This window comes from Streptomyces sp. CNZ287, assembly GCF_007827615.1.
Map to the genome: position 1 here is coordinate 16,640 of NZ_VISV01000008.1, position 24,361 is coordinate 41,000.

20 protein-coding genes are annotated in these 24,361 nt (G+C 74.4%); 8 read left to right on the plus strand and 12 right to left on the minus strand.

Translation table 11 applies throughout. The features are described from left to right. Positions 1-14: 14 nt before the first annotated feature. Positions 15-413 carry an ATP-binding protein gene (locus FB457_RS16270; protein WP_047016886.1) on the minus strand — a complete coding sequence of 133 codons (399 nt, stop codon included), beginning with the start codon at positions 411-413 and terminating at the stop codon, positions 15-17. 177 nt (positions 414-590) lie between these two features. Here FB457_RS16270 and FB457_RS16275 point away from each other — a divergent pair, with 177 nt between their 5' ends. Further along, positions 591-1,718, plus strand: coding sequence for a helix-turn-helix domain-containing protein (locus tag FB457_RS16275; RefSeq protein WP_486589043.1), 1,128 nt, complete (start codon positions 591-593; stop codon positions 1,716-1,718). 186 nt (positions 1,719-1,904) lie between these two features. On the opposite strand, the gene FB457_RS16280 is transcribed toward FB457_RS16275, so the two are convergent. From FB457_RS16280 to FB457_RS16290, 3 genes are read right to left on the minus strand one after another with little or no spacing between them, the layout of a single operon-like run. Next, positions 1,905-2,237 carry a type II toxin-antitoxin system PemK/MazF family toxin gene (locus FB457_RS16280; protein ID WP_347611973.1) on the minus strand — a complete coding sequence of 111 codons (333 nt, stop codon included), beginning with the start codon at positions 2,235-2,237 and terminating at the stop codon, positions 1,905-1,907. Continuing rightward, positions 2,234-2,434 carry a hypothetical protein gene (locus tag FB457_RS16285; RefSeq protein WP_027746122.1) on the minus strand — a complete coding sequence of 67 codons (201 nt, stop codon included), beginning with the start codon at positions 2,432-2,434 and terminating at the stop codon, positions 2,234-2,236. The genes FB457_RS16280 and FB457_RS16285 overlap by 4 nt, the downstream gene beginning before the upstream one ends. Before the next feature lie 54 nt (positions 2,435-2,488). After that, positions 2,489-5,905 (minus strand): AAA family ATPase, encoded by a 3,417-nt coding sequence (locus tag FB457_RS16290; RefSeq protein WP_145782266.1) that lies wholly within the window; start codon positions 5,903-5,905, stop codon positions 2,489-2,491. A 325-nt stretch (positions 5,906-6,230) separates the two neighbouring features. On the opposite strand from FB457_RS16290, the gene rho reads away from it, so the two are divergent. Further along, positions 6,231-7,505 carry a transcription termination factor Rho gene (gene rho / locus FB457_RS16295; RefSeq protein ID WP_486589044.1) on the plus strand — a complete coding sequence of 425 codons (1,275 nt, stop codon included), beginning with the start codon at positions 6,231-6,233 and terminating at the stop codon, positions 7,503-7,505. 87 nt (positions 7,506-7,592) lie between these two features. Here rho and FB457_RS16300 read toward each other — a convergent pair whose 3' ends face one another. Both FB457_RS16300 and FB457_RS16305 read right to left on the minus strand, forming a co-directional pair. Next, entirely contained in the window at positions 7,593-10,217 is a 2,625-nt protein-coding gene (locus FB457_RS16300; RefSeq protein ID WP_047016889.1) for an ATP-dependent Clp protease ATP-binding subunit, read from the minus strand. A gap of 113 nt (positions 10,218-10,330) precedes the next feature. Continuing rightward, the gene (locus FB457_RS16305) at positions 10,331-10,939 is read right to left on the minus strand and encodes a CGNR zinc finger domain-containing protein (RefSeq protein ID WP_145782267.1); all 609 of its coding nucleotides are present in this window, start codon (positions 10,937-10,939) and stop codon (positions 10,331-10,333) included. A 201-nt stretch (positions 10,940-11,140) separates the two neighbouring features. On the opposite strand from FB457_RS16305, the gene FB457_RS16310 reads away from it, so the two are divergent. Further along, entirely contained in the window at positions 11,141-12,463 is a 1,323-nt protein-coding gene (locus FB457_RS16310) for an MFS transporter (protein WP_145782269.1), read from the plus strand. Between the two features lie 160 nt (positions 12,464-12,623). Further along, positions 12,624-13,427 (plus strand): SAM-dependent methyltransferase, encoded by an 804-nt coding sequence (locus tag FB457_RS16315; protein WP_486589049.1) that lies wholly within the window; start codon positions 12,624-12,626, stop codon positions 13,425-13,427. Positions 13,428-13,539: 112 nt separating this feature from the next. Here FB457_RS16315 and FB457_RS16320 read toward each other — a convergent pair whose 3' ends face one another. Beyond that, a complete protein-coding gene (locus FB457_RS16320; RefSeq protein ID WP_047016893.1) occupies positions 13,540-14,766 on the minus strand; it encodes a lipase family protein in 1,227 nt (408 codons plus the stop codon). A gap of 453 nt (positions 14,767-15,219) precedes the next feature. On the opposite strand from FB457_RS16320, the gene FB457_RS16325 reads away from it, so the two are divergent. Further along, positions 15,220-16,086, plus strand: coding sequence for a D-alanyl-D-alanine carboxypeptidase family protein (locus FB457_RS16325; RefSeq protein ID WP_164492636.1), 867 nt, complete (start codon positions 15,220-15,222; stop codon positions 16,084-16,086). A 151-nt stretch (positions 16,087-16,237) separates the two neighbouring features. On the opposite strand, the gene FB457_RS16330 is transcribed toward FB457_RS16325, so the two are convergent. After that, positions 16,238-17,548: an SGNH/GDSL hydrolase family protein gene (locus FB457_RS16330; RefSeq protein ID WP_253911317.1), complete on the minus strand. Its 1,311-nt coding sequence runs from the start codon at positions 17,546-17,548 to the stop codon at positions 16,238-16,240. Between the two features lie 403 nt (positions 17,549-17,951). Here FB457_RS16330 and FB457_RS16335 point away from each other — a divergent pair, with 403 nt between their 5' ends. After that, positions 17,952-18,872, plus strand: coding sequence for a glycoside hydrolase family 19 protein (locus FB457_RS16335; RefSeq protein ID WP_145782350.1), 921 nt, complete (start codon positions 17,952-17,954; stop codon positions 18,870-18,872). Positions 18,873-18,944: 72 nt separating this feature from the next. Here the strand turns inward: FB457_RS16335 and FB457_RS16340 are convergent, their stop codons facing one another. From FB457_RS16340 to FB457_RS16355, 3 genes are all read right to left on the minus strand, one after another. Continuing rightward, on the minus strand, positions 18,945-19,610 hold the full coding sequence (locus FB457_RS16340) for a hypothetical protein (protein ID WP_145782271.1): 666 nt from the start codon (positions 19,608-19,610) through the stop codon (positions 18,945-18,947). 304 nt (positions 19,611-19,914) lie between these two features. Then, entirely contained in the window at positions 19,915-20,502 is a 588-nt protein-coding gene (locus tag FB457_RS16350) for a short chain dehydrogenase (protein WP_145782273.1), read from the minus strand. A gap of 7 nt (positions 20,503-20,509) precedes the next feature. Beyond that, complete coding sequence (locus tag FB457_RS16355; protein ID WP_047016898.1) at positions 20,510-22,159, minus strand: FAD-binding oxidoreductase; 1,650 nt, start codon at positions 22,157-22,159, stop codon at positions 20,510-20,512. A 184-nt stretch (positions 22,160-22,343) separates the two neighbouring features. Here FB457_RS16355 and FB457_RS16360 point away from each other — a divergent pair, with 184 nt between their 5' ends. Together FB457_RS16360 and FB457_RS16365 are read left to right on the plus strand one after the other, a co-directional pair. Further along, on the plus strand, positions 22,344-22,982 hold the full coding sequence (locus FB457_RS16360; protein WP_047016899.1) for a hemerythrin domain-containing protein: 639 nt from the start codon (positions 22,344-22,346) through the stop codon (positions 22,980-22,982). A 144-nt stretch (positions 22,983-23,126) separates the two neighbouring features. Then, positions 23,127-24,065 (plus strand): sigma-70 family RNA polymerase sigma factor family protein, encoded by a 939-nt coding sequence (locus FB457_RS16365; protein WP_145782274.1) that lies wholly within the window; start codon positions 23,127-23,129, stop codon positions 24,063-24,065. A 26-nt stretch (positions 24,066-24,091) separates the two neighbouring features. Here FB457_RS16365 and FB457_RS35245 read toward each other — a convergent pair whose 3' ends face one another. Then, positions 24,092-24,325 (minus strand): SDR family NAD(P)-dependent oxidoreductase, encoded by a 234-nt coding sequence (locus FB457_RS35245; RefSeq protein ID WP_186461991.1) that lies wholly within the window; start codon positions 24,323-24,325, stop codon positions 24,092-24,094. Positions 24,326-24,361: the final 36 nt, after the last annotated feature.

Sequence of the window (24,361 nt, forward strand, 5' to 3'; positions counted from 1 at the left end):
GCCCTGTATCCGCGTCAGGGGACGGCCGTCGCCGGGGGCGCACCGGGGAGATTGAAGGTCGCCCAGACGGCCTTGCCGGGGCCGTTGCGGTCGGAGGTGCCCCAGTCGTCGGCGAGGGCGGCGACCAGGAGCAGTCCGCGGCCGTCGTCGTCGGTTTCCGCGGGCGCGCATACGTGGGGCTCGCCGTCCCCGGCGTCGTGCACCTCGACGTGAACGAGGTGTTCCTGCACGACGACGCGTACGAGGAAGAGGCGGCCGGCGGGGGTGTGGCGCAGCGCGTTGGTGGCCAGTTCGGAGACACACAGGCGGATGTCGTCCGCCCGGTCCCCCGCGTCCAGGACGGCGGCGACGAACTCGCGCGCCTTGCCCACCGAACGGGCACTCCGGGCGAACATGCGCGACTGCGTGGACATGTGTACCTCGTTCCGGATGGAGCTGGGTTTTGGTACCTGCTCCTCTCCGGCCAGTTCAGCCCTTCGGGCAGCGTGGCGGAGGACGAGGGACCGGACATCCGGGCGGACGTTTTCGCCGCCGCCGTCGAGGCGAAGTCCCTACGGTGGGACGTTGTTCACGGGCGGTGAGGAGAGCTCATGGCGCAGTTGGGCGTGAACCGTCTGGCGCGGTTACGGCAGGCTGCCGGGTATACGCAGGCGTCGTTCGTCGCGGCGTTCACCGCGGAAGCGGCGCGCTTGGGTGTCCGGGCGGCGGTAAGCGTGCGGCAGGCGAGGCGCTGGGAGCGCGAGGACCCTCCGCCCCTGCCGCATCCCGGTCAACAGGCCGTTCTCGAAGCCATGTTCGGCGTACCGCTCGCCGAGATGGGGTTTGCCGTGCCCCCGCACCGTGTGACGGTCGCGGGGCCGATCAGCCACCCTGAACAGGTGAAGCGGAGAACGTTCGTCGCCGACGCCGGGTCACTCACCGCGGTGGCCCTGACGCCTGCCCTGTGCGGTCCGCGGATCGGCGCGGCCGATCTGGTCCGGCTGCGCGCGCGGCTGGACGGCCTGTACGAGACGGATCACACCTCGGGCAGTGTTCCTGCCATGACCGAGGCCCGGCGTATCGAGGGCGAGATCACCGGCGCGCTCGGGGCCGCCTCCTACACGGGAAGGGTCGGCCGCGAACTGCAGACGATGCTCGCCGAGTTGCACGGTCACCGTGCTTGGTACGGCTACGACGGCGGACGCATCGACCACGGCCGTGCCTCCTGTCTGGAGGCCCTGGCAGCGGCACAGCTCGTCGACGACCCGCTGTTGCAGGTCTCCGTTCTGGAGATTCTCGTACTGCTTTCGCTCAAGGCCGAACGGACGTGGGAGGCCGCAGGTGCGGTCGAGAAGGCCCACCGGCTCGCCGTCCGCGCGGGCGCCGGTCACACGGTGCACCTGGTCATCGCCTTGCGGGACGCCAACGTGGCCACCCATGCGGGGGCCCTGTCCGGTGCGCGGCGGGCCCTGAGCCGCGCGGTGAGCCATCAGGGGCGAGCCGACACAGACCCTGAGGTGCCCGCCTGGGCGTGCTTCGTCGGTCCGTTCGAGGTCGACCACACGGTCTTCCCCGCCGCCGGGCTCATCGACCACTGCCGGCCCGGCACGGTCCGAGTACTCGTCAACGCCCAGCCATGGACTGACCACACGGCGAAGGTCGACCGGGAAGTGCTCGGCGATGCCGCCACCGTCTTGGGTGACGTGGTCCGCGAACTGCACGCTGCCGCAGTCGGGTAGCAGCCCGCGGCGGTAGTCGTCGGTGTCCGATGTCACTGAGCTGGCGGCGATCCGCCAGCTCCGTGACAGGCCGTCCGGGACCTCAATGTCATGTCGCTACTGAACCAGCGCGTTCACCATGGCCCGGCACCTCCTCCGGCTTTCGTACTTGCAGCATAGGCAAGACCAGGGAGCCCCCGAGCCGGGTTATGTGTGCCAGGAAGAGAGGCCGAGGTAGCGGGCTACCGCGTGTTCCACCTCTGCCAGTTCGGCGTGGTCGAGGTAGTGGACCGGGTCGCCCCGGACGTATGCCACGTCGACCGTGCGGATCTGGTCGACCAGCAACCTCGTACGCGTGCCCGCGACCTCCAGTTCGGGCCGGAAGGCGGCCGACTGCGCGCTGGTCGAGGTGGGGATGATCGTTGCCACGCTCCACGGCATGGCACTCGGGCTGAGGACGAGGCCGTAGCGGCGGCCTCGCTGTTCGTGCCCCCGCTTGGCGTCGCCCAGGTCGACGCGGTACATCGCACCGCGGATCACCAGGCATCCTCCTCGGCGGACAGGTCTTCGTCCTTCAGCCGTTCCGCGTCCTCGCGGGCCTGGGCAAGCCAGACCTCGTGTTCCAGCAGCCGCAGGGCCCGCCGGATCACGTCGCTCGTCCGCTCACCCTCCCGCATGGCGGCTCTTATGATGCGCTCGTCCTCGTCCGTGGGACGGAATCCGATGGTTGCTGCCATGTCATCAGCATACCCCGATGTGAAACAACTGTCGCGCAATTGTGGAACGACGGGTCACAGGCGCCAGATGGGGGGCGGGTTCTGGGGGTGGTAGGTGCAGGTGGTGCCGGTGGAGAGGGACTGTTTGAGGTGCTCGGCCAGGGCCGGGTGGTCCTTGGCGATCTTGCGGAGGGCGTCACGGATGCGGGCGCCCACCGCCTTGCGGGCGCGTTCCGCCTCGTCGCCGAGGCGGCGGGTGCGGCCGGCGAGGCCGGCCGCGGCGCGGAGTTCGTCGAGGAGAGCCGCGCGTTCGCGGTCGTACGCGGCGGCGCGGGTGTCGTCGCCGGTGGCGGTGGCGTGGTCGATCTCCTCGTCGAGGAGTTCGAGGCGGCGGCGGTACCGGGACTTGGCCTCGGCGTCGAGGACCGGGTCGCCGCCCAGGCGGTGGGCGGCGGCCAGTTCCTCGCCGCCCTCCGGGTTGAGGAGGCGGACGGCGGGGAGGTCCGTGCCGGGGGCGGAGAGGAGGGTGTGCAGGTCGCGCAGGCCCTTGGCGTCGGGGAGGTGCACGGTCCGGCCCGCGTACGTCAGGGTCCACACCCGGCCGTCGTAGCGGAACTCCGCGGCCGGTGGCGGCGGCTCCGCCGCCGGTTCCGCGGGCGGGGTCCTGGGCCGTTCCGCCTCCAGCCGCATGCCGAGGCGGGCCGCTTCCGCCGCCGTCTCCCGCGCCAGTCGCTCCGCCGCCGGGTCGCCCTGCTCCCGCAGCACCCCCGCCAGGCCGTGGCGGGCCAGCACTGACCAGGGGCGGGCCTGCATCAGGTCCGCCGAGCGGCGGGCCGCGCGGAAGCCGGCCGCGGCCGGGGCCCAGCGGCCCTCCGCCGCATCGACCAGCGCCAGCCAGTAGTCGACGGGGCCGCTCACGTCCCAGCCGTAGACCGCCACCAGCCACTGCCCGCGGTACGGCGACAGCGCGTCCCGCACCGACGCGGCCAGCTCCGGGTCCCGGGTCGCGGCCGCCGTCTCCGCCTGGAGCCGCAGCCACAGCGGGAAGAAGCCGCGGTTCTGCTGCTCGTCGGTCGGCGGGCCCTCGGCGACCAGCCGCAGCGTGGGCTCCGGATCGCCGCGGCGCAGCTCCGCCAGCGCCTGCAGCCCGGCGGGGAAGCCGTGCCCGGCGACGGTGAGCCTGCCCGCCGCCTCGGCCGCCTCCGCGTACCGGCCCTGGAGCATCCGGATCGTCCACCAGTGGTGGTCGAGCATCTCGATCCAGTGCTCGTGCTCCGTGTCCCGGCCCATCTCCACGACCTGCGCGATGTGCCGCTCGGCGGCGTCGAAGTCGCCGCGCAGCGCCTCCACCAGGCTCTGGTCGATCACCAGGGTGTGGCGGATGCTGGGCACGTCGCTGCGCTCGGCGGCCTCGACGTAGCCGCGGTACGTGGGCGCGAAGCGCGGGTCGCCCAGCTCCAGCAGCGCCACCCAGCGCATCGCCACGGCCATGTGCCGCCCCGCGGGGTTGCCCGCCCGCTCGGCGAGCGTGATCAGCTCCTCCGTCAGCGCCACCCGCTCGGCGGCCGTGCCCAGGCCCCAGATCGCGTTGTGCCTGGTCCACAGGCCGAAGCCCAGCTCCTCGTCGTCCTGGCCGCGGCGGGCGCTGACCGACAGGGTGATGCTCAGCTCCGCGGCCATCTGGCCGGCCGTCAGCTCGTCCTCGTCCGGCCCCGCGGACGCCGGGTGGGAGCTGCGGGCCAGCGCGCGGTGCGCCTCGCGCAGCAGCAGGCGGTTGGCCTCGGCCTGGTCCTGGGGGATCGTCGCGCAGTAGCCCTCGGCGCTGAAGACGCCGAGGGCGACGCGGGCCAGCATCTCGGGGTCGTCCTGCTCCCGCGCCGTGCGCACGGCGCCCTCGAAGAGCGGCCAGGCGTCGGCCGTCTTGCCCGCGTGCAGCAGGGTGCCGCCCAGGTCGAGGGCCGTGAGCACCCGGCAGCGCGGCGACGCGGCGGCGGACCGCTCGTACGCCCGCCGCAGGTGCGAGACGACCTCCTCGAACGCCAGCCGGCTGCCGGCGTCCTGCCCGGCGTCCCGCAGGAGCCCCACGGCCTGCTCGGCGGGCAGCTCGTCGCCCGCCTCCCAGGCGTGCCGGGCGCGGTCCGCGGGGAAGACCTTCTCGCTCAGCGCGGGCGAGGCGTCCAGGGCGCGTACGACCGCGGCGTGCCGGCGGCGGGCCTCGGCGGGGTCCAGGTCCTCGTACAGCGTCTCGCGCACCAGGTCGTGCGCGAAGGCGAAGAGGCCCGCGCCCCGGCCCACGACGAGCCGGGCGGCGACCGCGGTCTCCAGCAGCCGGTCGACGTACCCGGGCGGCCTGCCGACCGCGGCGGCAAGCACCTGGCGGTGGAACTCGCGGCCGAGCACCGCGGCGGCGACCAGCAGCTCGGCGACCGGCGCCGGCAGCAGTTGCAGCCGGCGCTGGAGCGCGTCCCGCACCCCGGGCGCCACGGCCTCCGCGGAGGCGCCGCCGGCCCAGAGGCGGGCGGTCTGCTCGATGAAGAAGGGGTTGCCGCCCGTGCGCCGGTGCACCTCGGCGGCCAGCGCCTCGTCCGGATCCCGGCCTGCGGTACGGGCCATGAGCCGGGCCGTACCCGCGCGGTCCAGGCCGGTGAGCGTGAGGGTGGTGGCCTTGGCGACCAGCGGCGCGATCTGCTCGCGCAGCGGGTGGCCGGGGGTGTCGACCTCGGCGTCCCGGTACGTGCCGATGAGCAGCAGCCGCTCGAACCAGGTGTGCTGCGCGGCGAACTCCAGCAGGCGCAGGGAGGCGGGGTCCGCCCAGTGCAGGTCGTCGAGGACGACGATGACGGGGCGGTGGTGCGAGACGGCGACCAGGGCGGTGGTCACGGCGTCGGCGAGGTGGAAGCTGTCGGCGTACGTCCCGGCGGCGGCCGGGTCGGTGCCGGGTCCTGCCGGGGGGCCGGTGACGACGGCGGGGTCGGTGCCGCGCGCCGCGTCGTGGTGGCGCGCCGCGTCGTGGGGGTGTGCTGCGGAGCGGTCGTGCGCCCCGTCCCGGTCATGCGCCCCCGCGCGGTCGTGCGCCCCGTCCCGGTCGTGTTCGTGGTGCGGGCCGCGGTCGTCCCGTACGCGCTCGGCCGGCGCCCCGTGCTCCAGCCGTCCGCCCGCGGCCGGCTCCTCGCCGAGCAGCACGTCGAGCCCGCTGCCCGCCGCCTCGCGGGCCGCCGCCCACTCCTCCGCCGGCACACCGCGCCGCAGCCCCCGCACGACCTGGACCCACGGCCAGTACCCCGGGGCGCTGTCGGAGGCCCAGCACGAGCCGCCGAGCACCAGCGTGCCCCGCCGTCTCGCCTCCGCAACCGCGGCGGTGACCAGCGACGTCTTGCCGATGCCCGGCTCGCCCGTGACCAGCACGAGGCCCCCGTGGCTGTCCGCCGCCCGGTCGGCCTCGGCGCGCAGCACGCCCGCGGGGTGGTCTCGTCCGATGAGTGCAGCAGTCATGTCCCTAGCACTGTGACATGCCCCTCTGACACCGGCGCAGCCCTGTGCGCCGGGATGTGATGCCAAAGCCCTGTTCAGCGGGCCCGTAGCGGCGAAAGGGAATGGCCCGGGGGCCGGGGATGATACTCTGGCAACAGCACTGAGTCGCGCCCGCAGTCGGCGCCCGTGCTTCTTCGCCACCGCGCTCCGGTTCTCCGTCGCGTCGCTGACTGACGCCGAGCGAGGTTGTTTCACCCCTCTACGCGGCCGCGCGTGCCCAAGCCGCGCCTCTGCCGCCCATCCCACACCCTTTGGAACCGCGACACCGTCCGTGAAAGGACCGTGCATGACTACTACGACACCCACCACAGCAGAAACCCAGGCGGCAGGCGTCGTCCGGGCCACGTCGGAACTCGCCGCGGTCGCCGGGGTGTTCGAGCCCGTGGGCAACCACGGCTTCCTCCGCGTCGGCAGCCTCCAGCCGGGCGACGACGACGTGCAGGTGCCCGCGAACCTCGTCCGCCGCTTCGGCCTCCGCAAGGGCGACCTCGTGGAAGGCGGCGTCCTGCCGGCGGGCGGCCAGGCGCCGAAGTCCGGCTCGGGCCCCGGGCCGGGAACGGCCTCCGGGTCCGGCTCGGGCAAGCGCCGCGAGCGCGACCGCGGGGCCGCGGCCGACCGGCGGTCGAAGGTCCTCGCCCTCGCCCGCGTCGACCGCGTCGCCGGTCTCGACCCCGAGGCCGCCGCCCGCCGCCCCCGCTTCGCCGACCTCGTCCCCCTCCACCCCACCGAGCGGCTCCGCCTGGAGACCCCCGCTGGCCGGCTCACCAACCGCGTCGTCGACCTCCTCGCCCCCGTCGGCAAGGGCCAGCGCGGGCTGATCGTCGCCCCGCCCAAGACCGGCAAGACGATCCTGCTCCAGCACCTCGCCGACGCCATCGCCGTCAACCACCCCGAGTGCCACCTGATGGTCGTCCTCCTCGACGAACGCCCCGAGGAGGTCACCGACATGCAGCGCTCCGTACGCGCCGAGGTGATCTCCTCCACGTTCGACCGCCCCGCCCGCGAGCACGTCGCCGTCGCCGAGATGGCCATCGAGCGCGCCAAGCGGATGGTCGAGGGCGGGCAGGACGTCGTGATCCTGCTGGACTCGCTCACCCGGCTCTGCCGCGCCGCCAACAACAGCGCGGGCGCCGGCGGCCGCACCCTCACCGGCGGCGTGGACGCCTCCGCGCTGCTGATCCCCAAGAAGCTCTTCGGCGCCGCCCGCAACATCGAGGACGGCGGCTCCCTGACGATCCTCGCCTCCGCGCTGGTCGAGACCGGCTCCCGCGGGGACGACTACTACTTCGAGGAGCTGAAGGGCACCGGCAACATGGAGCTGCGTCTCAGCCGCACCCTCGCCGAGCGGCGCATCTTCCCCGCCGTCGACGTCCACGCCTCCGGCACCCGGCGCGAGGAACTGCTCGCCGCCCCCGGTGAGGTCGCCCTGCTGCACCGGCTCCGCCGGGTGCTCGGCGACCGCGACGCCGTGCAGAGCATGGAGCTGCTGCTGGAGCGGATGAAGGCGAGCGGCGGCAACGCGGAGTTCCTGCTGCACCTGGGGCGTACGACACCGGCGTGACGCGGGCGGGGAGCGCGGGCGTACGGAGCCGGGCGGGCGCCCGGCGCGTACGGCACGAACGCCCTGCCCCGCGCCGCCGGAACCCGCCTACGCCGCGTCCCGCAGCCCCGTCGGCCCGCCCTCCTCGCGCTCCGCCCCGGCCCCTTCCGCCTTCTCCGCCTTCTCCGCCTTCTCCGCCTTCGAGCTCCGCGGCCGGGCCAGCGTGCACACCAGTTCGCCGCTCTCCCCGTCCACGTCCGCCAGCACCGTGTCACCGGGCCGTACCGAGCCGTCGAGCAGCAGGTTCGCGATCCGGTTGTCCAGCTCCCGCTGGAGCGTGCGGCGCAGCGGCCGGGCGCCGAACTCCGGCTGGTGCCCAAGCGCGACGAGGCGCTTCTTCGCCGCCTCCGTCACCTCCAGGTCGACCTCCTGGGCGCGCAGCCGCCGCCGGCTGCGGTCCAGCAGCAGGTCCACCACCGAGGCGAGGTCGTCGGCCGTCAGCCCGTGGAAGATGATGACCTCGTCGATGCGGTTGAGGAACTCGGGCAGGAAGCGCCCGCGCAGGTCCTCCATCAGCTCGTCGCGGATCTCGTCGACACGGCCCTTGTGGGCGAGGAGCCGCTGGGCGCCGATGTTCGAGGTCATGATGACGACGGTGTTGCGGAAGTCGACCGTCCGCCCCTGCGCGTCCGTCAGCCGCCCGTCCTCCAGCACCTGGAGCAGTGCGGAGAAGACGTCCGGGTGCGCCTTCTCGATCTCGTCGAAGAGCAGCACGCTGTACGGGCGCCTGCGCACCTTCTCCGTCAACTGCCCGGCCTCGTCGTAGCCGACGTAGCCGGGCGGGGCGCCCAGCAGCCGCGAGACCGTGTGCCGCTCCTGGAACTCGCTCATATCGAAGCGGATCATCCGGTTCTCGTCGCCGAAGAGCAGGTCCGCCAGCACCTTCGCCAGCTCCGTCTTGCCCACGCCGGTCGGGCCGAGGAAGAGGAACGAACCGGTCGGCCGGTCCGGGTCGCTCATGCCGGCCCGCCCGCGGCGTACCGCCTCGGCGACCGCCACCACCGCCTCGTCCTGCCCGACGACCCGGTCGTGCAGGGCGTCCTCCAGCTTCAGCAGCTTGTCCTTCTCACTCTCCGTCAACTGCGCGACGGGGATACCGGTCGAGCGCGACAGCACCCCGGCGATGTCGTCCGCGGTCACCTCCATCACGCCCTCGCGCCGCTCCTCGACGCCCGCCAGCTCCGCCTCCGTCTCGGCGATCCGCTCCTTGAGCTGCGACGCCTTCTCGTACCTCTCCGCCGCGACCGCCTCGTCCTTCTCCCGGCGCAGCTTCGCCAGCCGGTCCTCGCGGTCGGCCACCTCGGTGCTGCGGCCCATCGAGCGCAGCCGGACGCGCGCGCCCGCCTGGTCGACGAGGTCGATGGCCTTGTCGGGCAGGAAGCGGTCGGAGACGTAGCGGTCGGACAGCTCGGCTGCGGCGGCCAGCGCCTCGTCGGTGAAGCGGACCTGGTGGTGTGCCTCGTACGAGTCCCGCAGCCCTTCGAGGATCTGCACGGTCTCCGCGACGGTCGGCTCCGGCACCAGCACCGGCTGGAAGCGGCGCTCCAGCGCGGCGTCCTTCTCGACGTGCTTGCGGTACTCGTCGATCGTCGTCGCGCCGACGACGTGCAGCTCGCCGCGGGCGAGCGCGGGCTTGAGCATGTTGCCCGCGTCCATGGCGCCCTCGCCGCCGGATCCCGCGCCGACGACGGTGTGCAGCTCGTCGATGAAGAGGATCGTGCTGCTCTCGGTGTTCTTCACCTCCTCGATGACCTTCTTCAGCCGCTCCTCGAACTCGCCGCGGTACTTCGAGCCCGCGACAAGACCGGCCAGGTCCAGGCCGACGACGCGCTTGCCGGCGAGCGTCTGCGGCACGTCGCCCGACTCGATGCGCTGCGCCAGGCCCTCGACGATGGCGGTCTTGCCGACGCCGGGCTCGCCGATGAGGACCGGGTTGTTCTTGGTGCGGCGGGAGAGGATCTCGACGGTCTGCTCGATCTCCTCGGCGCGGCCCACGACGGGGTCGAGCCGGCCGGCGCGCGCCTCGGCGGTGATGTCGCGGCCGTACTCGTCAAGCGTCGGGGTCTCGCTCTGCGGCTGCGCACCGCCCGGGGCGGCGGCGCGGCCCGCGGCCGTGGCGGGGCCCGCGGCGCGGTGGGCGGTGGCGGCTTCCGCGCCGGTACGGAGCCGGTCGGTGTCCGTGCCGTACGCGCCGAGCAGCCGGGCGGCGCCGGCGTCCGGGTCGTCGAGGAGGGCGCCGAGGATGTGCTCGGGGCCGATGTACGAGGTGCCGTTGGCCTGCGAGCGGGCCACCGCGCCGCGGAGCACCCGCTTCGCCGCGGGCGTCAGCTCCGGCTCCGCCGACGCGGCGCTCCCCTCCCCCGGCAGCGCCTCGGCGACGGCCCTGGCCAGCTCGTCGGGGTCGGCCCCGGCGTGGGCGAGGACGGAGCGCGCGGGGTCCACCTGGGTGCAGGCCCAGAGCAGGTGCTCGGTGTCGAGGTCGACGCTGCCGTCCTCCTCGGCGCGGCGCTGGGCGCGGCCGATCAGCTCGCGCGCGGAGTCGGTGAGGAGCCGCCCGATGGGCACGCGCTGGACGGCGGGCGGCGAGGTGGCGGGGGACATGCCGAAGAAGCGGTTGAGCAGCTCGGAGAACGGGTCGGAGGAGCCGTAGGAGCCGAGGGGGGAGAGGGACATAGGGGAGTCTCCGCGGCGGTGGGTGGGATGGAGCCTGGGCCTCACCTCACTGAAACAAGAGCGGCGGACGCGCGCAAACGGGACGAACAGGGTGGAGGCGGTGGGCGAGGGGGTCAGGTGCCGGTCGGCTCCGGCTGCCCGGCCGGCCCGGTGCGGCCGGCCGCCTGTTCCGCGCGCCGGCGGCGGTGGGCGGCGACGCGCGTACGGGAGGCGCAGGCCGGGGAGCAGTAGCGGCGGGCGCTGCCGGGGCCGGTGCCGAGGTAGAGGACGGTGCAGTCGGGGGCGGCGCACTCGCCCCAGGCCGGCTGCCCGTACTCGGTGAGGATCTGCGCCAGCGCGAGGGCGCCGGAGGCGAGGAACCAGTCGGCCCAGCCGGCGTCGTCGCCGCGGTCCACGTGCAGGTGCCAGGGGTGGTCGCCGTGCCGGGAGAGCCGCGGGCGGGCGCCGCACTCCGCGAACACCTCGTTGAGCGCGGCGGCGGCGCGGTCGGGGTCGGGCTCGGTGAGCACGGCGGTCATGCGCCGGGCGGCACCGCGCAGCGCGTCGGCGTCGGCGCCGGAGAAGGCGCCGGGCGCGAGGTCGGCGGGCGTCTCGCCGTGGGCGGCGAGGATCCTGGCGAGGTCGGCGCGGGGGATACGGGGGTCGCGGCGGACGGCGTTGGCGATGTCGAGGAGCCGCTGCGCGGGCCGGAAGCCGTGGCCGGGGGGTGGGGACGGGGGCATCGGGGCTCCTGGGCTCGGGCTGGGCGGGGTGGCGTGCCGAAGGTAGTGTAACGTCTTGATGCGATAAGCCGTTACGGGGCAGTGCTCTGCGATGCGCGCCGTGCTCTGGGACGGACGGTGCTCCGTGTCGCGAGCGCCGCTCTCGGGCGAGAGCAGTGCTCTCGAACGGCGGGGCCGGGCGGCCGGACAGGAGGCGGGGCGATGGGGCGGGTGCTGCGGGGGTATCTGGCCACGGCCACCTGCGCCCGGCTCGCCGACGACGGGATGGCCGTCTCCGTCACGCTGCTCGCGCTCCACCGGACCGGCAGCGCCGCGCAGGGCGCGGCGGTGCTCGCGGCGTGGATGGCGCCGCACGCCGTCGCCGCCCCGCTGACCGGGGCGCTCGCCGCGCGGGCGCGGGGCGCGGGTGCGGCGTTCCACGTCGCCGCGCTCGGCCTCTTCGCCGCCGCGATCGCGGGCGTCGCCCTCACGCTCGGCCGCGCCCCCGTGCCGGTGGTGCTGGCGGTGGCGGCGCTGGGCGGCTGCTGCGGACCGATGGTCACCGGCGGGCTGTCGAGCCTGCTCGCGGGCCTGGTCCCCGACACCGGCGCCCGCGCCCGCGCGTACGCCCTGGACGCGGCCACGTACAACGCGGCGGGCATCGCCGCCCCCGCCGCGGTGACGGCGACGGCGGGCGTGTGGGGTACGGGCCCGGCGATGGGGACCCTCGCCGTGTCGGCGGCGGGCGCCGCGGGCCTGGCCACGACCCTCCGGGCGCCGCGACCGGCCGCAGGGGTGCCGGAGACCGCACCGGACGCCGGCACGCGGACGGGCACGGCGCCGGACGCCGGGGAGACGGAGGGTGCGGGGGACGGCCCCCGCCCCACCGCCGACCGGAACCTTCGCCGCCACCCCCGGGGCCCCTCCTCGCTCTGGCGCGAACTGCTCGGCGGGCTGCGGGTGCTGTGGGAGATACCCGCGCTCCGGGGGATCACCGCCGCCACCTCCCTCGCCTTCGTCGGCATCGGCGGACTCGCGCCCGCCGCCGTGCTCCTCGCCGACGAGCGCGGCTACCCCGGCGGTGGGGGCGTGCTGCTCACCGTGCTGGCCGCCGGGGCGCTCGCCGGGGCGCTGGGTGCCGCGCGGCGCGGGCCGGGGGTCTCCGACGTGCGGCTCGCCGCCGTCTGCCTCGTCGGTACGGGGGCGGCCCTCCTCGGCGCCGCCGCCTCCGCCCCGTATCCGCTCTGCGTGGTGCTCTTCTGCCTCGCCGGGCTCTGCGACGGGCCGCTGCTCGCCGCCACCCTGCGGATCCGCGCCGACCACGCGCCGCCCGCCGTGCGTACCCAGGTCTTCACCCTCGGCGCCGGGCTCAAGACCACCGCCGCCTCCGCCGGGGCCGCGCTCACCGCCGCCGCGGCCTCCGCGCTCTCGCCGGCCCAGCTCCTCGCCGCGCTCGCCGCGTTCCAGCTCGCGGGCGCCGTGCTCCTGCGCGGAATCGACAGTTCCGTAGGCCCGGGGCAACTCCCGGAACCGTCGGGGTCCTGAGCGGGCGACTTCGCTCAACTTGCGGTCACTGTCCGTGAGTTGGCCGGTAGGGTGCGTGGTCGAAGGGGCCCCTCCGGGGCCCGGCCGCGGGGCCCACGGCGTCTCCGTGGCGGCGCCCGGGGCGGACGTGCCCCGGTGCCGCCTGTCGGAGCAGAAGGAGTTGGCCGTGTCGCAGCCCTCGAAACCCCCGGTGATCGATTCCAGCGTGCCGTCGTCGCCGCGGATCTGGAACTTCTGGATGGGCGGCAAGGACAACTACCCGGTCGACAAGGCGGTCGGCGAGCAGGGCCTGGCGATCGATCCGGACATCGGCACGATGGCCAAGGCGTCGCGCGGCTTCCTGATCCGGGCGGTGGCCCACCTGGCGCGGGAGGCGGGCGTGCGGCAGTTCCTCGACGTCGGCACGGGGCTGCCGGCGTCCGAGAACACCCACGAGGTCGCCCAGCGGATCGCGCCGGAGTCGCGGGTGGTGTACGTCGACAACGACCCGTCGGTGCTGCGGCACGCGGCGGCGCTGCTCCAGCCGGTGAGCGCGGAGGGCACCGTCGCGTACGTCGACTGCGACTTCCACGACCCGGAGCGGATCGTCGAAGAGGCGCGGAAGACGCTGGACTTCGGCGAGCCGGTCGCCGTGATGTTCATGGGGGTCCTCGGCCACGCCCGCAGCTACGCCGACATGCGGCGCATCGTGCGGACGGTGACGGACGCGGTGCCGGCCGGCAGCTACCTGATCCTGTGGGACGGCACCGTCGACAGCAAGCCGTACGTGGCCCTGTGCGAGGAGTACGCCAAGGGCAGCCCGGATCCGTACTACCCGCGGACCCAGGCCGAGATCAGCGCGTGCTTCGAGGGCCTGGAGTTCGTCGAGCCGGGATTCGGCAAGATCGCCGACTGGCGGCCGGACCCCGCGGCGGAGAAGCGGCCGGAGGTGGCCGCGTACGGCGGCGTGGCGCGCAAGCCCTGACACCGGGCCCCGGCGCTGCCGCCCCCGTCGTGGGACGCCCACCCGGGGCGCCCCACGACGGCGGACCTGCCGCGGCCCCCGGGGGCCGCGGGGCCCGGGGCGCCTCGGGGGCTCAGCAGTTGTCCGGCGCCGGCTTGCCGGCCAGGCGGCCCTCCAGCCAGCCGTACGCCGCCGGGTACGACGCCACCGCGCCGCCCACGTGCGTCGGCGCGACGTTCGTCGAGAAGTCCACCGTGGCGCCCTTCGCGCACCACTCCGCGACCAGCTTCTTCCCGACCCCGTACGGGATCACGTCGTCCAGCATGCTGTGCGAGACGAAGACCGGAACCTCCGGCTTCCGTGCGCCGATCCGCTGCTCCGCCACCACCTCGCGCCACGGCGACGCGTCCATGTGGTCGGTGATCGGCCGGCCGTCTGCGGTGAGCGTCTTCGACTGCAGGAAGGGGTAGCGCAGCACGGCCTCGGCCGTGCACGTCTCCGCCGCCTCGGCCATGACCTGCCGGCCGCGGTCGTTGAGGTACGGGCCGAGGTCGACGTCCGAGCCCTCGGCGAGTCCGGCGACGGCGAAGCCGAGGAACGCGGCGTACAGCGAGCCGTCGAGGTTGCGGCCGACCGCGGCCAGGTCCGCGGGGACCGCGCCCGCCGCGACGCCCCTGACGTCGAGGTCCGGGGCGTAGGAGCGGGCGAGTTCGGCGGCGGAGGCGGCCGCGCCGCCGCCCTGGGAGTAGCCGTAGACGGCGACGGGCCCGTCGTCCGGGAGCCCGGCGGCGGGCAGGCGCTGCGCGGCGCGTACGGAGTCGAGGACGGCATGGCCCTGGACGGCGCGGTTCATGTACGTGTGCAGGCCGGGGGTGCCGAGACCTTCGTAGTCGGTCATGGCGACGCCGTAGCCGCGGGCGAGGAGGCCCTTGACGAACAGGCCCTCGTACTCGGTGCCGTTGGCGAGCTGGCGCGAGGGCGCGCACTGGTCGCCGAGGCCCTGGGTGCCGGCGGCGTACCCGATGACGGGCCGCTCGCCGGGCCCTGACCAGGCGGACTTGGGGGTGATGACGGTGCCGGTGACGGCGATGGGCGCGCCCTGGCCGTCGGTGGAGCGGTACATGACGCGCTGGACGTTCGCGTCGACCTTGAGGGTCTTGAGCGGGTCGAGGTAGTAGACGGACGGTTCGGCGCGGATGACGTCGCCGTCGGCCGCGGGGAGCGTGGCGGGCGGCTCGTAGAAGGGCGGCCGCTCGGCCGCCGAGGCGGTGGTGAGCGGGAGCGCGACGGTGGCGGCTACCGCCGCCGCGGTGGTGCCGGCGAGCGTGCCGAAGGCACGCCGGAGGGTACGGCCATGCATGCGGGCAACTCCTCGGTGGGCGACTCTGCCAACAGAAGTTACTGACTTGTCAGTAAGAAAGCGCGCCCTCCGCGTACATGTCAACCCTCCGGGCGCCCGCGAGGCGAATCCGCCCGTACGCCCCCGCCGTCGACCCCGGGCGAAGAACGCGGCGGCGCCAGGGGAGAATTCGTCCGCCCCCTTCCGGACGCACGGAAATCACGCCTACCGTCGTACATCCATCGGGCCCTCTCGTGAGTCAGGAGTAGAGCGGCGCCGCCGCCGCGCCCGCCGTGACCTTCACGCCGGCGCCGCGCGCAGCGTGCAAGCGCGCCGCTCACCGACATTCGGAGCATCGGAGCAACTGCCTTGACAACAACAGAACACAGCGTCCGCCCGCGCCGCACGGGTACCCGGTTCCGCAAGGCGACGGCCGGGGCCGTGGCCGCGGGCGCCCTGCTGGCCGTGGCGCCGATGGCGTCCCCGGCGAGCGCCGCCGAGGCCGCCGCCGCGCCCACGGTCTCCGCCAAGGGCGCCTTCCTGATGGACGGGTCGACGGGCGCGAAGGTCTTCGGCAAGGGGTCCGACACCAAGCGGCAGATCGCCAGCACCACGAAGATCATGACCGCGCGGGTGGTGTTCAGCCACCCGGACCTGAACCTCGACAAGAAGGTCACCATCAAGCAGGCGTACCGCGACTACGTCGTCAACAGGGGCGCCAGCACCGCCGATCTGAAGGCCGGCGACAAGGTCTCCGTCGGCACCCTGCTGTACGCGATGATGCTCCCGTCCGGCTGCGACGCCGCGTACGCGCTGGCCGACACCTACGGCTCGGGCAGCACGACCTCGGCGCGGGTGAAGTCGTTCATCAAGAAGATGAACGCCAAGGCCGACTTCCTCGGGATGACGAACACCCACTTCGACTCGTTCGACGGCGTCTCCTCCACCGGGGACAACTACTCGACGCCGCGCGACATGGCGAAGCTGGCGAAGAGCGCGTACCGCTACTCCAGCAAGTTCCGCGAGATCATCTCCAAGACGAAAGCCGTGCGCTACGGCACCGCCACCAACGGCAACCGCCGCACCTACACCTGGTACAACACCAACCAGCTCCTCGGCTCGTACAGCGGCGCCAACGGCATGAAGACCGGCACCACCACGCCGGCGGGGCCGTGCCTCGTCTTCACCGCCAAGCGCGACGGCAAGACGTACATCGGTGTGGTCCTCAACGCCAGCGACCGCTACAAGGACGCGGCCAAGCTCCTGGACTACGGCTTCGGCACGCGCACCGCGAGCACGATGCAGCTCCGCCAGCTTCCTGAGGGCGCGCAGCGGGACTGATCCGCGGGCCCGTACGGAACGAGGCCCTGTCTGACACATAGCGCCGTCCGCCCTCGCGGCGCAGGCGGGATTGTCAGACAGGGCCCAGGGCCGGCCGGCGGTGACGCCGGCCGGCCCTCGTGCTGCTCAGGGGGGTGCTCGCAGGGTCCGCTCAGGTGAAGAGGTCCAGCGGGACCGCCGCCGCCATCGCCGCCATCCCCGCGTCGTTCGGGTGCAGTCCGTCGCCGCTGTCGTACGCCGGGAGCAGGCGGCGCGGCTGGGCCGGGTCACGGGTGGCCGCGTCGAAGTCGACGGTGCCGTCGTATTCGCCCGCGGTGCGGATCCAGTCGTTCACCGTCTGCCGGACCTCTTCCCGCTCCGGGGTGTAGAAGCCGAGGTCGTCGCCCTCCACCGGCAGCACCGTCGCGCCGTGGATGCGCAGCCCGCGGGCGTGCGCCTGGCGGATGAGGCTGCGGTGGCCGTTGATGAGGTCGGCGGCGGTGACCTCCTCGTCCCGGGGGGCGTCGCGGCCCGGGTGGCCGAGGTCGTTGATGCCGAGGAGCACGACGACGTGCCGCGCGGCCGGCTGGTCGAGTACGTCGTGCGCGAAGCGGCGGACGCCCGCCTCGCCGAAGTACGGGGCGTACCTCTCGGCGTTGGAGCCGGGCGGCGGGTTGGGGTCGCGGAGGAGGCGGTTGCCGCCGATGCCGGCGTTGAGTACGCCGGTGCCGGTGCGGCCGGCCTCGTCGCGGAGGCGGCGGGCGAGGACGTCGGGCCAGCGGCGGTTGGCGCCGACGGTGGTGGCGGAGCCGTCGGTGATGGAGTCGCCGAAGGCGACGATCGCCTGGCGGGAGCCGGTGCCGGCACCCGCGTCCGTGTCCGGGGCGGCGCCGGCGACGGCGACGCCGGCGAGGAAGTACCAGCTCGTGACGGTGCGCTGGGCGTCGACGGCCGGCTTGGCGGCGACGTTCCCCGCGGCGACGTAGTTCCGCTGGAAGGCCGACCTGTGCACGGTGTCGGCCGGCGTCGGCTGCGGCAGGTAGACGCTGACGGCGAGGTCCGCGGCGGTCGGCACGTCCAGCGACACCGGGTCGCTCCACCGCCGGGTGCCGGGCGCCAGCGTCACCGACGTACGGCCGCCGAAGCGCACCGCGCGGTCGGTGCCGGGGACGACGGCGGTGCCGTCGCCGGGGACCGGGAGGGCGACGCGGACCTCGCCGACGACGAGGGGTTCCGTGCCGTACCTGTTGGTGAGGCGGATACGGAGCGCGCGCCCGCCGGTGCTGGTGTGGACGACCTGGCGCAGGGTCTGGTCGGCGAAGGCGGTGGCGTCGGCCGCGGGCACCGTCGTCTCGGCGCAGGCCCAGGTGCCGGTCCAGGCCCGGCTCTGCGCGCCGTCCGCCGCGCCGTCCGCCGCCGCGGCGGCGGAGGCGGTGAGCGCCTGCCACGTACCGGCGAGGACGGGGGTGGCGGCGACGGCCACGGCCGCGCGGCCGAGGCTGCGTCTGCTGGGACCGCGTGCGGGTAGGGGACCGGCTGGCGGGGTGGCTTCTTGGGGCACGTGCGTACCTCCCGGCTCGGCGGTCGGGGTCCGGCCGGGGAACCCGCCGCCGAACGGCGGTCGGTCCGGCTGTCCGACCGGCTGAGAAACCAAACGGACAGAAAGTACGGCTGCTCAGAGCGGTGGTCAACGGTGCCTGGCGGGCCCGAACGTGCCGCCAGGCACCGCCATAGAAAGCCCTTGCTGGTGAGGGGCCGTAGACCGGTGTGCTGATCCTCGGGGTATTTGTTGGTCTAGACCTTGACAGGTCCAGACCAATGGGCTTTGCTCCCCCATGCCACGTACACCCCCACTGACAGGATGTGATGACGTGTCAGCCACACACGTGCACGTACCCCTGCACCGCAGACTCGGCAGACGGATCCGGGGCCTTGTCGCCGCCTTCGCCGCGGTGGCCTTCATCGCCGTGCTCGTCCCCCTCGCCACCGCCACCACCGCCAGCGCCGCCGCCTGCGCGGCCGCGTGGAACAGCGGCGCCGTCTACACCCAGGGCAACGTCGTCTCCCACAACGGCCACAACTGGCAGGCCAAGTGGTGGACCCAGGGCGAGACCCCCGGCACCACCGGTCAGTGGGGCGTCTGGGCCGACCAGGGCACCTGCGGCGGCAGCGACCCCGGTCCCGGCCCCGGGGGTTTCGTGACGGAGGCCCAGTTCAACCAGATGTTCCCGAACCGGAACCCCTTCTACACGTACGCGGGCCTCACCACCGCCATGCGGTCCTACCCCGCCTTCGCCAACACCGGCGACAACACCACCAAGGCCCGCGAAGCCGCCGCCTTCCTCGCCAACGTCAGCCACGAGACCGGCGGCCTCGTGCACATCGTCGAGCAGAACCAGGCCAACTACCCCCACTACTGCGACGCGACGCAGCCCTACGGCTGTCCCGCGGGCCAGGCCGCGTACTACGGCCGCGGGCCCATCCAGCTCAGCTGGAACTTCAACTACAAGGCCGCGGGCGACGCGCTCGGCCTCGACCTGCTCACCAACCCCTGGCGGGTGGAGCGGGAACCGGCCGTGGCCTGGCAGACCGGCCTCTGGTACTGGATGACGCAGAGCGGCCCCGGCACCATGTCCGGGCACACGGCGATGACCACCGGCGCCGGCTTCGGTGAGTCGATCCGCTCGATCAACGGGGCCCTGGAGTGCAACGGGGGCAACCCCGCGCAGGTCCAGAGCCGCATCAACAACTACCAGCGCTTCACCCAGATCCTTGGCGTCACCCCGGGCGACCGCCTGAGCTGCTGACCGGCCCCCCCGTCCCGCAAGACGGCGGGCCCGCCTCCCGGGCGGGCCCGCCGTTCGCGCGCCGTTCCCCTGTCACTCGCTCGGCACCGGGAAGACGAAGCGGAACTTGCCGTGTCCCGGGCCCTCGAAGCCGGGGTTCTCCCAGGTCAGCGTGGTGTCACAGGTCGCGTCGTCCACCCGCACCGCGGTCAGCAGCACCGCGTCCGGCGGCTGCGGCCGCAGTGGCACGTCGCCGAGCCCGCGCCGCTCGCCTTCGCTCAACGTCCCCGACGCCAAAGGCGCGTCGGCGCGGGAGATGCCGGCGGACGCCTCGTCGGCCGGGTCGCCCGCGCGGATGCGCCAGCGGACGCGCGCCTCCTCGCAGCCGTGGCCGACGCTCACGTCGCCGGCGAGCTTCCCGGCGGCGGAGCCGCCGTCGGCCTCCAGGACGGTGCTCACCCCCGCTCCGGGCGCCAGGTCCCAGACCTGGTACAGGCCCGTCCCGTCCACGTTCAGCGCCGGGCGGTCGCCGTTCCTGTACGTCAGCGGATAGTCCGTCAGCGACTCCCACATGAGGAACGCGAACAGGCCCGAGACCACGAGGACGGCCACCCCGGCGGCGACGTTCCACCCGCCGTCCGTGTACGCGACGTACGCGAAGACGAAGGCGAGGACGAGCACCGCGGGGATCCAGCCCTCCACGTACACGACGTCCGACGCCGGCATCGCGGCCGTCCCGGTGGCGCGCATCATGGTCATCAACCGCCCGTCGCCCTGCGGTCCCCACGCTCCGCGTCACGGAGACGGGGAGCTTTCTCCGCAGTATCCCGGTCACGGCCGGGGACTCATCCCGCAAGCTCCTCGTGCAGGTCGGCCAGCGCCGTGTGGTCGTCCGCCGTGCCCGTGTGCGTCGCGGTGAACCAGCTGACGTATCCGTCGAGTTCGGAGAGCCGCCAGGACGGAAGCGGGCGGCGTCAGCATGGAAACGATCGTACGAGCGCCGGGAGCCGGGTGCCGTGCGTGCCCGGCCCCGGCTCCCGGGCCGCCGCCCGTCCGCCCCCCGTCACGGGCGGATGGTCAGGCCCTGCGCGGTGCCCGCCACGGCCTCCGCGTACGCGCGCGCCACCTCCGCGGCGGGCGTGCCGCCGGCCGGGTCCATGCCCAGGCCCGCCAGCGTCTCCGCGACCCACCCCGGGCTGACGAGGTTGATCCGCAGGTCGCGCGGCATCTCGGCGGCCGCGTTGCGGACGAAGCCCTCCAGGCCGGAGTTGACCAGGGCTCCCAGCGACCCGCCGGCCAGCGGCGCGGCGAACGTGCCGCCGGTCAGCGTGACGGAGCCGCCGTCCGGGAGCCGGTGCACGGCCCGCCGGGCGAGGGCGACCTGGCCGAGGAGCTTGCCCCGTACCCCCGCGGCGAACTCGTCGTCGGTCACCGCACCCAGGTCCACCAGCGGGCCACTGGCCGCACAGCACACCAGCGCGTCGAGGTCCGGCACGGTGTCGAAGAGCCCGTCCAGTGTGGCGGGATCCTCCAGATCCACCCGCACGGGACCGCTGCGCGACGCCTTCACGACGTCGTGGGAAGCCTCCTCCAGCACGCTGACGACAGCCTTGCCGACCGTTCCGGTCGCACCGATCACAAGTACCTTCATGCGCCGATCATGTCAGCGGCCGTACGGACAGCCCGTGGTGGAAGACGTTCCGCGGGTCCCAGCGCTCCTTCGCGCGCTGGAGCCGCGCGTAGCCGTCCTCGCCGAAGTAGAGCGTGTGCCAGGGCGTGCCGGAGGTGTTGTGGGCGGGGTCCGCGAGGTCGTTGTCCGGGTAGTTGATGAACGTCCCGCTGTCGTCCGGGCCCGCCGGTACGCCGCCCGACCGCGCGTACAGCTTGCCGTACAGCTCGCGCAGCCACCGCAGTTGCCGCTCGTCCTCGTCCTCGCCCGTCCAGCCGGTGAGGAAGCCGGCGAGGAAGACGGAGTCGCGGTGCGGCATCGCGGTCGCGCCGGGGGAGACGGCATTGACCTGCCCGCCGTAGGTGTTGAGGAAGACGCTGCCGAAGGGGTTGTCGTACGCGGGGTCGGTGAGGCTCCGGTAGAGGGTGGTGAGCTGGGCGGCGGAGAAGCCGCGGCGGCGGTAGCCCGACTTGATCTTCATGCGGGCGGCGAAGGGGACGGCGTCGGCGCCGCTGTGCGCCAGCGTCGCGGAGAGCCACGGCAGCGTCTCGGCCTGCCGCGCGGGCGGCGGTACGCCCCGGCCGCCGGTGAGCGCGCCCTGGAGGTCGTCCAGCAGCCGGCGCGCGGCGGTGTCGCCGGCGGCGACCTGGCCGGCGATGCCGAGGGTGCCGCCCGGCGAGGTGGTCATGGCGAACTCGCCGTAGAGCGCGGCGGCGGGGGAGCCGGGGGCGGAGTTGCGCTCGCCCCAGCGGGCGTAGTTGCGCATGAGGGTGGCGAAGGCGTCCTCGTCCAGGTCGGCCCAGTGCCAGATGAGGGAGTACGTGAGGACGGTCGCGGGCGGTCGCGGCAGCAGGTCCCCGGGCTCTGCGCCCGGGGCCGCGTCCGGGGAGCGGAACCAGTAGCGGGTGACGACGCCGAAGCTGCCGCCCCCGCCCCCGGTGTGCGCCCACCACAGGTCGCGGTGCGGGTCCGACGGCTCCCGGGTGGCGACGACGCTGCGCGCCCGGCCCGACCGGTCGGCCACGACGACCTCGACGGCGTACAGGTGGTCCACCGTCAGCCCGTACAGCCGGCAGAGCGCGCCGTACCCGCCGCCCGCGACGTGCCCCCCGGCGCCCACGCCGGGGCAGGTGCCGCCGGGAACGGTGACGCCCCAGCCGAGGAAGAGCCGCCGGTACGCCTCGGCGAGGGTGGCGCCGGCCTCGACGGCGAAGGCGCGGCGCGCGGGGTCGTAGCCGACGGCGCGCATGCCGCTCATGTCGATGATCACGTCGGTGCCGGGGTGGTCGACGAAGTCCTCGAAGCAGTGCCCGCCGCTGCGCACGGCGAGGCGGCCCCCGGTCCGTAACGCGTCGGAGACGGCGCGCACGACGTCGGCGGTGGTGCCGACGAGGCGGATCCGGGAGGGGTGGGAGGCGTGGCGGTGGTTGTAGCCGCGGAGCCGGAGGGAGGCGTAGCGGGGGTCGTCGGGGCGTACGGTCACGGGGCCGAAGGCGGCGCCGGCTGCGGTGCCGGCGGCGCCTTCGGCGGCGGCTTGCGGTGCGGCGTGCGCCCGGGGTGCGGTGTACGCGGCGGCCGGTGCGGCCACGGCCGCGACGGCGCCTGCGCGCAGCAGGCCGCGGCGGGTGGATGCGGACATACGGGTGCTCTCCTTGCGCCGGGTCGGGGGGCTTCCGACGCTAAGGACCCGCCGCCCGGGGGGACATGGGCCTAGCACCCCGCCCCGCGGTGCACCCGGCACCCCTTTCCGGCCGACCTCTCCGCGCCGCCTCACATTCCGCGGGGCTGTCCCGTCAGTAGGGGAGAGCAAGGGAGAACTGAGAATGAGCGACGACACCATCGACTTCACGCTGATGTACGCGATGCACCACGCGCTCCGCCGCGACCTGGAGCACATCGCGAAGGCGACCGTACGCACCGACGACGAACCGCGGCGCATCCTCGCCGCCGCGGCCGGCTGGGAACTCTTCAAGAAGGTCCTGCACATCCACCACACGGCCGAGGACGAGGCCCTGTGGCCCCCGCTCCGCGAAGCCCTGGAGAACCGTCCCGACGACCTTGCCGTCGTCGACGCCATGGAGGACGAGCACGCGCAGATCGACCCCCTCCTCGACGCGGTCGACGCCGCCCTGGCGGACCGCGAGACGGGCCCGGAGCGGCTGGCGGGGCTGGCGGACGAACTGGCCGTGAAGCTCAACGCGCACCTCACGCACGAGGAGGACGTCACCCTGCCGCTGATCGAACGGACGCTGACCCCGGCGCAGTTGCTGCACTTCGGCGGCGTGCACGCGGCCAAGGGCGGCGCCGACGGGCCGGTGCTGACGGCGTGGATGCTGGAGGGCGCGGACGACGAGACCCTGGCGGCGACGCTGGCGATCCTGCCGGAGCCGGTGCGCGCGGCGTACCGCGACGAGTGGCGGCCGGCGTACGTGGCGCGCGACTGGTGGGGCACGCGCGGCTGACGGCGTTCCCCGTGGCGGGCGTACGGGACGGAATGGCTCATTCCGGCCTGTACGTCCGCCTTTCCGGCATTTCTCCTCCGCGGTCACATCGGCCCGCTCTCGACTGTCATCAGGAAGAAGGTGTCGCCGAGAGGACTCGACAGGATGGACGAACACGACTGGCTGGCCGAACGTTTCGAGACCGGCCGCCCCGGCCTGCGCCCGTTGGCGTACCGGCTGCTCGGCCCCGCCGAGGAGGCGGGCCGGGAGGAGTGGACGAGGCTGGGCCGCCGCGCGCCCGGTGCCGCCGGTGTGGCGGGCGCGGCGGGCATGCCGGGCGTGGCGGCGGACGGCCTCGACGGCTGCATGCGCACGACCGTCGCGCAGGTCACGCTGCATGTGCTCCGGTCGGGGCCCGTCGTGGAGATGCCCGAAGTGAGCGGACCGCCGGCGGACCTCCCCCGGTCCGTACGCGTGACGCTGCTGGTCGTGTGCGAGACGCTGCTGCCGCCCGAGCGGCTGGCGTACGTGCTCCAGGACATGTTCGCGGCGCCGTTCGAGGAGATCGCCGCAGTGGCGGCGCTGGCGAACCGCGAACTGGCGGGCAGCGCCCGCCGTCCCGGCGCGGCGGCGGGATACGGCGGGACCGGCTACGACAGGGGTCCGACGGGCTCCGGGACGGACGCCGGGGCGACGACCGGCGCGGACATCGCGGGCGCGTTCCTCGCGGCGTCCCGCGGGGGCGACTTCCGGGCCATGCTGACGGCCCTGGACCCCAACCACCCCGACCGCCGCCCCGCGGCCGACACCCCGCCCGCCTCCCCCGGCCCCGCGGGCGAGGCCGCCCCGCACCCCGCCCCGGCGGAACACCGCGGCGGCGACGCCGTCATCGGCACCACGGAGGTCCGCGGCACGGAGTCCGTCACCCGCGTCTGCACGGCACGCACCTGGACCCCGGTCCCCGCCCTCATCGACGGCGCCGCGGGCCTGGTCTGGGTCCAGAACGGCCACCCCCGGGTGGCCTTCCGGTTCACGGTCGAGGACGGCGAGGTCACGGCCACCGAGCTGGAGACGGACCTCTCGGCGCTCAGCATCGTCTACTGACGGCCGCGGGCCGGCGGCGCCCGGGGCTACCAGGGAAGCGGCCCGTCCTCGCTGAAGAACCCGCCGGTCGGGCCGTCGTCGCCGAGGGTCGCCAGGCGCACGACGACGGCGGCGCCCTGGGCGGCCAGCAACTCGGCGACGGCCCGCCCGATCCCCTTGTTCCCCCCGGTGACCAGAGCCACCTTCCCCTGCCCCGCACGCTCCGCCACGACCGGACTCCTCTCCCGCACCGGGCCACGCGGATGCGACCCGGTTTCCATGAAGAGGCCGCCGGCCCCCGATGCGTGACACTCCAC